7 protein-coding genes are annotated in these 10,517 nt (G+C 41.6%); 5 read left to right on the forward strand and 2 right to left on the reverse strand.

The features are described 5' to 3' along the window. Positions 1-78: 78 nt before the first annotated feature. Complete coding sequence (locus QL989_RS09625) at positions 79-837, forward strand: sulfite exporter TauE/SafE family protein (protein WP_138608228.1); 759 nt, start codon at positions 79-81, stop codon at positions 835-837. Here the strand turns inward: QL989_RS09625 and QL989_RS09630 are convergent. Together QL989_RS09630 and mnmC are read right to left on the reverse strand one after the other, a co-directional pair. Next, positions 830-1,465 carry an NAD(P)-binding oxidoreductase gene (locus QL989_RS09630; RefSeq protein ID WP_138608226.1) on the reverse strand — a complete coding sequence of 212 codons (636 nt, stop codon included), beginning with the start codon at positions 1,463-1,465 and terminating at the stop codon, positions 830-832. The two genes, QL989_RS09625 and QL989_RS09630, sit on opposite strands and share 8 nt — an antisense overlap. A gap of 289 nt (positions 1,466-1,754) precedes the next feature. Continuing rightward, positions 1,755-3,764, reverse strand: a complete 2,010-nt coding sequence (gene mnmC, locus QL989_RS09635; RefSeq protein ID WP_290170081.1) for a bifunctional tRNA (5-methylaminomethyl-2-thiouridine)(34)-methyltransferase MnmD/FAD-dependent 5-carboxymethylaminomethyl-2-thiouridine(34) oxidoreductase MnmC — start codon at positions 3,762-3,764, stop codon at positions 1,755-1,757. A 178-nt stretch (positions 3,765-3,942) separates the two neighbouring features. On the opposite strand from mnmC, the gene fabB reads away from it, so the two are divergent. The 4 genes from fabB to QL989_RS09655 form a co-directional block, all read left to right on the forward strand. Next, positions 3,943-5,154 (forward strand): beta-ketoacyl-ACP synthase I, encoded by a 1,212-nt coding sequence (gene fabB / locus QL989_RS09640; protein WP_138608223.1) that lies wholly within the window; start codon positions 3,943-3,945, stop codon positions 5,152-5,154. Between the two features lie 108 nt (positions 5,155-5,262). After that, complete coding sequence (locus tag QL989_RS09645; RefSeq protein WP_290170084.1) at positions 5,263-6,384, forward strand: 4-phosphoerythronate dehydrogenase; 1,122 nt, start codon at positions 5,263-5,265, stop codon at positions 6,382-6,384. A 45-nt stretch (positions 6,385-6,429) separates the two neighbouring features. Continuing rightward, positions 6,430-7,446: an aspartate-semialdehyde dehydrogenase gene (locus tag QL989_RS09650; protein ID WP_010388045.1), complete on the forward strand. Its 1,017-nt coding sequence runs from the start codon at positions 6,430-6,432 to the stop codon at positions 7,444-7,446. A 349-nt stretch (positions 7,447-7,795) separates the two neighbouring features. Then, positions 7,796-10,517, forward strand: a 2,722-nt coding sequence (locus QL989_RS09655; RefSeq protein ID WP_290170087.1) for a FimV/HubP family polar landmark protein, incomplete at its 3' end; no start/stop codon positions are given.

The raw sequence follows: 10,517 nt of genomic DNA on the forward strand, positions 1-10,517 counted from the left end.
CCCCATACCACTAAAAGACTAGTCGCTTACTTGCCTATTTTTTGTATTATGAGTTAATGATTAACAGCGGGCATAGATATGGATATTTTTACAGCTGAACACATTTCCCCTTTAATTTCGCTTTTACTCATTTTACTAGCGGGGTTTACTTCGTTTGTATCGGCGGCTTTTGGTGCGGGCGGTGGTTTAATGCTGTTGGTGGTAATGGCGTCGGTTATGCCTATGGCGGTGGTGGTGCCGGTTCATGGTTTAGTGCAGTTGGGCTCTAATGCCAATCGGTTGTTGTTAAGTATTGCCCATCTTGATAAGCCGATGTTGTTGTATTTTACTCTGGGTGGATTAATTGGCGCGGGGCTATCAAGCCAAGTAGTAAGCGGTATTAACCTTGATAGCATGAAGCTGTTTGTGGCTTTATTTGTGATTTATTTACTGTGGGGAACAATTCCTGAATTTAATAAAGACTCACGATTAGGGCGCTTACTAGCGGGCTTAATAACCGCATTTATCTCGACTTTTGTCGGAGCAAGTGGGCCTTTGGTAGCGAGTTATTTACATATTAATCATTACGATAAGCTTAAATTTACCGCGACTTTTTCAAGTGTTATGACCTTGCAGCATAGTTTAAAAGCCGTTGTTTATGCGGGGCTTGGCTTTAGCTTTTGGCAATGGTTGCCGTTAACACTGGCGATGATTTTAAGCGGAGCCATTGGCACCTGGTTAGGGATTCGATTACTTAAGCGGCTCTCGGTGGCGCGTTTTAGGGTTATTTTTAAAGTGATTTTAACTCTGCTTGCCATGCAGCTTGCATGGCAAGGAGTGAGTGTAATGTTTACTTAATAGCGGCTTTTATTGGTTTGTCGCCATCAAATAACTCAAAAATACGATTGCTATTAAATGAGTTTGTAGCAACGTGAAGCAATGCGTTGGCTACATTTTCGCGGCTAATTTTAGCCTTTGACTGATCGCTAGGACGTTCAGTTGTAACTTCCAAAGAGGCACTGTCGTCGGTTAATGTTCCTGGGCGGACAATTGTGTAATTGAGTCCACTGTGAATTAAATGCTCATCAGCCATATGTTTTGCTACTAGATAGGGCTTTAAGTCACTATCTATTGCATCTGGATCGTCTGCGCCAATAGAGCTGACCATAATAAAGTGTTTTACACCGTGCTCTTTAGAATAAGTTGCCGCTTTTGTCGCTGCCCACAAATCAATAAGTACGGTTTTATCTGTGCCTGTACTTCCACCTGAACCTGCCGCAAAGATAACTTGGTCGCAGCCATTAATGGCATTTGAAAAGTCACCTTCTAAATCCTGTTCAACAATACTTAAAAATGGGCTATCTAAATCATGCAGTTTGCTTTTGTCTCTTACAAGTGCAACAACATTTTGCTCATTTTCTAAAAGTAGTTTGGTAGCCATTTTACCAATTTGACCACTTGCACCAATAATTAAAGTCTTACTCATAATTAATTCCTTCTCAATATAGTGTAAAGGTTGTTCGTACAAACAGACCTTGGGGTAGGGAATTATTTTTAAAGGGTAAATGGGATTTAAATGAGCTTATTTTAAAAAACATATTAGTTAAAAAGTCATTACTTAACTGAGTATTAAAATTAGTTATTTTTAATGTGTTTTTTAGAACTTTTACTCGATCCTTATAATTACTTCGGTTACATAGTTACGGTGGTATAAGCTAATACCTACATTGCGTTCTTGATAATTACAATAAAGGGTTTTGTAGGTATTATTACCTTTAAATTTTATTGCGAATAAGATCACGAACAATAAAACGTCCTGGATGAATTGCTTGGCTTACACGCTCACTTAGTGGGCGAGGTTCATTGTTTAAACTACTAATTAAGTGCTCGGCAGATAACGGTGCACTGCATAATGCTCGCGCGCCAAAGCCGGTAAAAATATGTAGGCCCTGTTGTGGTTTTTCTAACGACTGATATTGATAGCGCTTGCCCAAGCGTAAATTAGCAAATGCATGTGTATAATCAGTTTGCTCCACCCATTCACCGGCCATAGGTAAGTGGTCAATAAAACTACAGCGAACAGCGGCTTTGGCTGAGCTAATATCGCCTAAGCTAGTGGCAAATTCAGTGTTGTTATAAAAACTCAGTAATTGCTCGCGGTTAGTGTGGTTGTCTTGCTCGGTCACTTCACGGCTTTTGCTATTTTTTTCAAAGGTGGCGCCCATACAATGATGATCTAAATAAGCGGGAGTGAAATAGCCTTTGTGACACAGCACAGTATTAAGTTTACGTGATTGCTCGCTTGCCTGAACATGTGACACTTGGCCGCGAACGCCAACAATGGGAAGTGTTTTGGTTTGCGTAAATGCATCACTGTGCTCACCAGTACAAATAATCACATCGCTAAAGGGGCCAAATGTTTGCTTTTGCGTGGTTAAGTACCAACCATCGGGTTGTTTATTAAATTGCTCAATATGGCAGTTAAATAGGCTTTCAAACGCATTTAATTGCTGTGCGGCATCTAACATTGCACAGACTAGCTGCGGGGGATTAACCCAGCCGCCTTGTTCAAAAAACACCCCTGAGTAACCTGTTTTAACCCCAGCGATAGCATCACCCTCATCAGCAGTCACATTTCGCATAAGCTGCTCTGGCCACAGTTGTTTATCAGCGAGGTTTTGATGGCGATCTGCCAATGGCTGTTTTACTGCATGTTGCAGCACACCACACCACTGGTGATCAAACAAAAAACCATTGTTGAGTAATTGATTATAAAGCCGCTTTGCATATAAAAAACTGTGGGCAAATAATTCACTATGTGGCGAGTTTTTTGCTTGTAAATGCGGATACACAGCCCCTTGCACATTGTGCGATGCCCCCATTGCGGGTTTTTCATCTTGGCAAAATAAGTGGCTTTTTATCCCACGCTTTGCGAGGCTATAAAGGATGCAACTGCTCGCTATACCACCGCCAATAATAGCCACACTTGAAAGCGGTGAGGGGTGATGCTCAAAATAGGCGGGGGCTGATTGTTTTGGGTTGGCTTGAGCAAGTGTGCCAATTAGCATCTCACGCTTTCGGCCAAAACCTTTGGCTTTTTGCATGCTAAAGCCTGCCTCGTTTAGTCCTCTGCGCACAAAGCCCGCAGCGGTAAACGTGGCTAATGTGGCATTGCTTCTAGAAATATCAACCATGGCGTTAAATACACTTTGCTGCCACATGTCGGGGTTTTTACTTGGCGCAAAGCCATCTAAAAACCACGCATCAACCAGTCCACTTTGTGGGTAGCTCATGCTATTAATACATTCCAGTACGTCGCCAAAATAGAGGTCGAGGATTACACGGCCATTGGCAAATTCTAGTCGATGGCAGCCATTTAAATTAATCGGGTAGAGGGCAACGAGCTGCTTGCTTAAATGGCTTAAACTAGGCCAAGCTTGCAAGGCTTGTTTTAAATCATTTACGCTAAGTGGATATTTTTCAAAAGAAATAAAATGTAATCGCTGTACTGTATTTGGCTGTTCATTTTGAACTTGTAAGCACTGTAAGTGGTCAGAAAACTGCAGCCATGCATTTAAAAAGTTAAGCCCAGTACCAAAACCGGTTTCGGCAATAACAAAGTGTTCACGGTCATGATTTTGTAACCGTGTATCTATACTGTTTTGTTGATAAAACACATAATGCGATTCAGCAAGGCCGTCGTCATTAGAAAAATAAACATCGTCAAAGTCATTGGCAACTGGTGTGCCTAAGTCGTTAAAGTGTATATGGGCGTTTTTTATCATGACCAATTCAATTTATAGATAATTTTTTAATTATTTTACGTGTTTTCTTTGAAATAGTCTGGCGTTATTTATAAGCTGTAGCTTCAGAGTACAAGTGTACGCTAGAAAGCTGACCACTTAGATGATTAAATTCGCGTAAAATAGAACACAATTAAGTATTAAGCTAAGGGAATTACCCATGAGAAGAGCCGTAATAACAGGCATCGGTGTTGTATCAAGCATCGGCAATAATAAACAAGAAGTATTAGAGTCACTTAGAGCTGGTAAAAGTGGTATTGCTTTTAATCAAGAATTTGCTGATTACAAATTGCGTAGCAATGTATCAGGTAAAATTGATATTGATGTTAAAGAGCATGTTGATCGTAAAGCAATGCGCTTTATGGGCGATGCGGCGGCTTACTCTTATATTTCAATGGCGCAAGCGATTGAAGATGCGGGTCTTAGCGACGAGCAAGTATCAAACGAGCGTACTGGTTTATTAGTTGGCTCTGGCGGTGGTTCATCAAAATGGCAAGTAGAAGCGGCTGATATTCTACGTGAAAAAGGCGTTAAGCGCGTTGGCCCCTACATGGTGCCACGTACTATGGCAAGTACCACCTCTGCATGTTTAGCAACGCCGTTTAAAATTAAAGGTGTTAACTATTCAATTAGTTCTGCGTGTGCGACTTCTGCGCATTGTATTGGCCACGCGGTGGAACAAATTCAATTAGGCAAGCAAGACGTTATTTTTGCAGGCGGCGGTGAAGAGCTTCACTGGACGTTAGCAATGGAATTTGACGCTATGGGCGCGCTTTCGACTAAATACAACGACACACCTGAAAAAGCATCACGTACTTATGACGCAAACCGCGATGGTTTTGTAATTTCAGCCGGTGGCGGTATTGTGGTAGTTGAAGAACTTGAACATGCACTTGCTCGTGGCGCGCATATTTACGCTGAAATTACCGGTTACGGCGCAACCTCTGACGGATACGACATGGTTGCCCCATCGGGCGAGGGTGCAGCACGTTGTATGCGTCAAGCTATGCAAAACGTTGACAGCATTGATTACCTAAATACCCACGGTACATCAACACCGGTAGGTGATGTTAAAGAGCTTGGCGCTATTCAAGAAGTATTTGGTGGTAATTCGCCAATGATCAGTGCCACTAAAGCAATGACAGGCCATGCACTAGGTGCAGCTGGTGTACACGAAGCTATCTTTTCATTATTAATGCTTGAGCACGGTTTTGTTGCGCCATCTATCAATATTGATGAGTTAGATGAACAAGCGGCAGGCTTGAATATTGTAACTGAAGCAAAAGACGTTGAACTAAACACGGTTATGTCTAACAGCTTTGGTTTTGGCGGTACTAATGCCACGCTAGTAATGAGCAAATACAAAGGTTAAGTTAACCGTTACCTATTTTAAAGCCGAGCAAAATGCTCGGCTTTTTCGTTTGTGCTAATAGGGGGTTGTTCGTTACAATAGCGCCTCATTTCGCCAAACGGACTCACAATGAAAATTCTTGCCGATCAAAATATGCCTTTAGTTGAGCAATTCTTTAAAGATATGGGTGAGGTTGAACGATTTGATGGCAGGCAATTAACTCCTGAACAACTTATCGATGTTGATGTACTGCTTACCCGCTCAGTTACTCAAGTTAACAGTGACCTATTAGCACAGGCGAATAAACTAAGCTTTGTAGGTACCGCTACGATTGGTGTTGATCATATTGATACCGATTTACTCAACGCAAAAAATATTGATTTTACCAGTGCGCCTGGCTGTAATGCCATAGCCGTAGCTGAGTATGTAATAAGTAGCTTATTTGCATTAAGTCAAGAAAATGCCAGCCCGTTAAGCGGTAAAACAATCGGCATTGTGGGTGTAGGTAATATTGGTAGTTGCCTCGCGCAAAAATTAAAAGCGCTTAACGTTAATTTACTATTGTGCGACCCAATTAAGCATGAGCAAGGGCTATTAACCGAGCATGTTGAGTTAGATGAACTATTAGCGCAGTCAGATATTGTCACTTTTCATGTGCCGTTAGTTAAAACGGGTAAGCACAAAACCTTACACATGCTTGATAAAACACGCTTAACTAAACTTAAATCTGGGCTGACTTTAATCAATGCTAGCCGAGGCGATGTGATTGATAACCAAGCCTTACTTGAAGTAATGCAAGCCGGATCAGAGCTCGATTTAGTGCTGGATGTTTGGGAAAATGAACCTAACATTTTAACTGAATTACTTGAGCACGTGCGCTATGGCAGTGTTCACATTGCAGGGCATACCCTTGAAGGTAAAGCGCGAGGTACACAAATGTTGTACCAGCGCTTATGTGAGCTAAAAGGGGTTAACGCAATAAAATCGCTTGATGATTTTTTACCGCCTCCTGCGATTAAAAAAGTCACCCTAGAAAGCAGTTTTAGCGAAACAGATATAGCCCGTTTAGTGCATTTAGTTTATGACGTACGCCGTGATGATGGCATTTTACTCCGTCACTTGGCCGATGAAGGCTTTGACAGCTTACGAAAAAACTACCCAACCCGCCGTGAATTTAGCACTGTGATGGTTGAAGGTGATAGCACCGAGCTTGCCGTACTTGCCCAGCTTGGCTTTACCACAGCAAACTAATTTAATTAGCGCGGTTGTTTTAACCGTGCTTACAGAGGATGAAATATGTCGCAAAAATATAACGTTGCCGTACTCGGCGCTACTGGCCTTGTTGGTCGTCAAATCATTGAAACTTTGGAAGATCGTAAATTTCCGGTCGATCAGCTGTTTTTATTAGCAAGCAGCCGAAGTGCCGGCGAAGATATAAAGTTTCGTGGTGAGAGCATAGAAGTACGCGATGTTGAAGGCTTTGACTTTAGTCAAGCGCATATCGGCTTATTTTCTGCTGGTGGCAGTGTGTCTGAAAAGTATGCCCCGATTGCTGCAGACGCAGGCTGTATTGTTATTGATAATACCTCACATTTTAGAAATGACTTTGAAGTACCGCTAATTGTGCCAGAAGTGAATGCAGCGAGTTTAGCCGATTTTAGAAACCGTAATATAATCGCTAATCCTAATTGCTCAACTATTCAAATGATGCTTGCGCTTAAACCTATTTATGATGCCTACGGTATTGATCGTATTAACGTTTCAACCTACCAAGCAGTGTCGGGCGCAGGCAAAGAAGCGGTTGATGAACTGGCAAAACAAACAGCTAACTTAATGAATGCACGCCCAATGGAAAACGACATTTTTCCTAAGCAAATTGCGTTTAATGTTATTCCGCAAATCGATAGCTTTGAAGACAATGGCTATACACGCGAAGAAATGAAAATGGTAAACGAAACGCATAAAATTTTAGGCGATACGACCATTGCAGTAAACCCGACTTGTGTTCGTGTTCCGGTGTTTTTCGGTCATTCTGAGTCAATTAATATAGAAACGCGTATGCCTTATGACTTTGAGCATGTGAAGCAATTATTGAGCGATGCACCGGGTGTTGAGCTAATTGATGATGCGGGTGATTACCCAACGGCTGTCTCAGATGCCAGTGGTAACGACACTGTTTACATTGGCCGTTTACGTGCCGATATTTCACACCCACATGGATTAAATATGTGGGTAGTAAGTGATAATACCCGTAAAGGGGCTGCAACCAACAGTGTGCAAATAGCAGAAGAACTCATTGCTAATTATATGTAATTAGCCTGAAGACAGTGATAATCCAATAAACGGCAAACCAAAGTGGTTTGCCGTTTTTTTGTGCTTTAATTGCCATTTTTTTGCCACTTACAAACAGCTGCGGTGTAAACACTTTGATAAACAACATAAAATTATTTTTATCTAGATGTTTAAGGTATTTATTTTCAATGCGTTGCGATGGATATTATGGCTTAACTGGTTTATAGTTTGTAACTGGAATAGAGCTTGCAATAAAAATAGATTGTAATAAAAATGTGCGTTAGCCTCGTGGTTAACAACGGCAAGAATAATCAATGTTTAAGCGCCAATTGAAAGCGCTGTGTTAACATTTAAACATTAAAGGATCAGCATGCGCGGTTTCGTTTCACTTATTATATTAGCGTCTGCACTGATGGTAACGACTGTTTACTCTCAAGACAGTACCCAATTAAGAGGGCCCAAAGGCGCAGATTACGGCGCACAGGGGCGTTCTATTGGGCCAATAAAACCAACCGATACACTTTGGCGCATTGCCGTTAAGGTTCGTCCTGATAATTCAGTTAGCATTTACCAAGTTATGCAGGCCTTGTATAACAAAAACCCCAACTCATTTTTAGAACAAAATTTAAATCATATGCAAAGCGGTTCTTACTTAAAGATACCTACTTTGGCAGAAATTAGACGAGTAAACCCGCAATTAGCTAAGCAACGCTCTGAGCAAGATGATGACCTGTGGGAAAAAAAGAAAAATGGTACGCTTACTCAAGCAGAAATTAATTCAGCTCAAACACAAGTAACCCAAGCCCGCAAAGCAGACGTTGATGAAGCCAAAAAAGAATTACAACAAGAATTAAAAGAGATAAAAACAGACCAAGGTAATAAATTAGTTGAGCTTCAGCAGCAGTTTAAAAGTTCAGTTAGCAATGTAGAAGAGATTTTAGTCGAAAACAACAACCTTAAAAAACAGCTTACAGGTATTTCAAACGAATTAGAAAACGTTCGCTTACAGCTTGGTCAAGACAGTGAAATACAGCAACAGTTAAAAGAATTAATCCTTAAGCAAAATGAGATTATTGCGCAGCAAAAATTAAAAGAGGTAGAGCAAGAGAGTGAATTTAGCTTTGCCGCGCTACTTTCGAATCCTTTAGTGCTGATTTTATTAATGACCATTCCGGCTTTATTGATCATTTTTGCCGTTGTTATGTGGTTGCGTAAGCGTAGTAATAATCAAGAGCCTGAAAGTGACGATGATGAGTTTATTCCTCAAGCTCCAGCGTTTACTGATCCAATAAATGAAGAGCAAGAGCCCATTCTTGATGAAGAAGCGCCAGCTCCCGATCCGCTTGATGATATAAGCGTGCAATTAGACGACAACATGGATGACGTGTTACTCGATGATGATGTGGCATTTAACGATGATCTCGATGATGACAGTCTACTAGATCAAGATGAGTTAGAAAGCTTACTCAATGATGATGTTGTTTTTGAAGACGAAAATACTGAAGACGATGAACTTGATGTTTTCATGCAACAGGACTTTGATAGTTCCGATGGCGATGATACAGGTGATGCTATCGACCTTGATGAGTCAGATGACATTTTAAGTTCGGATGACCTAGATAGCTTGTTTGATGAAGAAGATGACAATGCTCTGCCAGATGAACCTAAAGGTGAATCGAACGATGATATGGCAGCACTTAGTGAAGAACTTGCTGAAGAGGGCGAAGACTTTAACATTGACGACTTGCTTGATGAGAATAATGAACAAGCAGATGATGTAACAGCACAAGCTGATGATGACGATGAGTTTGATATAGACAGTTTACTCGATGCTGAGCAACCAGTAGCTCAAAGCGAAGAGCCTGATATCGATAGTTTAGTTGAAGAAGATGACGAGTTTGATATTGATGACTTGCTTGATGCTGAGCAACCGGAGACTCAAAGCGAAGAGCCTGATATCGATAGTTTAGTTGAAGAAGATGACGAGTTTGATATTGATGACTTGCTTGATGCTGAGCAACCGGAGACTCAAAGCGAAGAGCCTGATATCGACAGTTTAGGAGAAGAAGGCGACGAGTTTGATATTGACGACTTACTCGATGCCGAGCAACCGGCTACTGAAACTCAAAGCGAAGAGCCAGACATCGACACTCTAGTTGATGAAGACGATGAAGTTGATATTGACGACTTGCTCGATGCTGAGCAACTAACTACTGAAGCTCAAACTGAAGAGCCAGATATCGACAGCTTAGTTGATGAAGACGACGAAGTTGATATTGACCAATTGCTTGATGCTGAGCAACCAACTACTGAAACTCAAAGCGAAGAGCCAGATATCGACAGCTTAGTTGATGAAGACGATGAAGTTGATATTGATGAATTGCTCGATACTGAGCAACCGGATACTGAAACTGCAACGCAAGAGCCAGATATCGACAGCCTAGTCGATGAAGATGATGAAGTTGATATTGATGGTTTGCTCGACGCTGAGCAACCAATTACTGAAGCTCAAACTAAAGAGCCAGACATCGACAGCTTAATTGATGAAGACGAAGTAGATATTGACGATGTACTAGATACTGAACAACCTGAAAGTGATGTTCATGATTCTGAAATAGATCATGCATTGGCGGACTCAATTGAAGATTTAACTGACGCGCAAGAAGAGTTAAATAGTGAAGATGTAGAATCTATCGCTTCATCTTTTGCTGAGCCAGAGGTTGCAGCTGAGACAGAAATTGCAGCAGAGCCTGAACTTGAAGCAGAGCCTGAACTTGAAGCAGAGCCTGAGCTTGAAGCAGAGCCTGAGCTTGAAGCAGAGCCTGAACTTGAAGCAGAGCCTGAGCTTGAAGCAGAGCCTGAACTTGAAGCAGAGCCTGAGCTTGAAGCAGAGCCTGAAATTGAAGCAGAGCCTAAGCTTGAATCAGAACCTGAAGCAGAGCCTGAGCTTGAAGCAGAGCCTGAGCTTGAATCAGAGCCTGAGCTTGAAGAAGAGCCAGAACTTGAAGCAGAGTCTAATGTCGGATCAGAAGATGATTTTACCGATACGTCTTCTAATTTACTCGATCCAGAAGACGCGCTTGATGAGTACA

It is taken from the genome of Pseudoalteromonas sp. APC 3224, assembly GCF_030407535.1.
Lineage (GTDB): Bacteria > Pseudomonadota > Gammaproteobacteria > Enterobacterales > Alteromonadaceae > Pseudoalteromonas.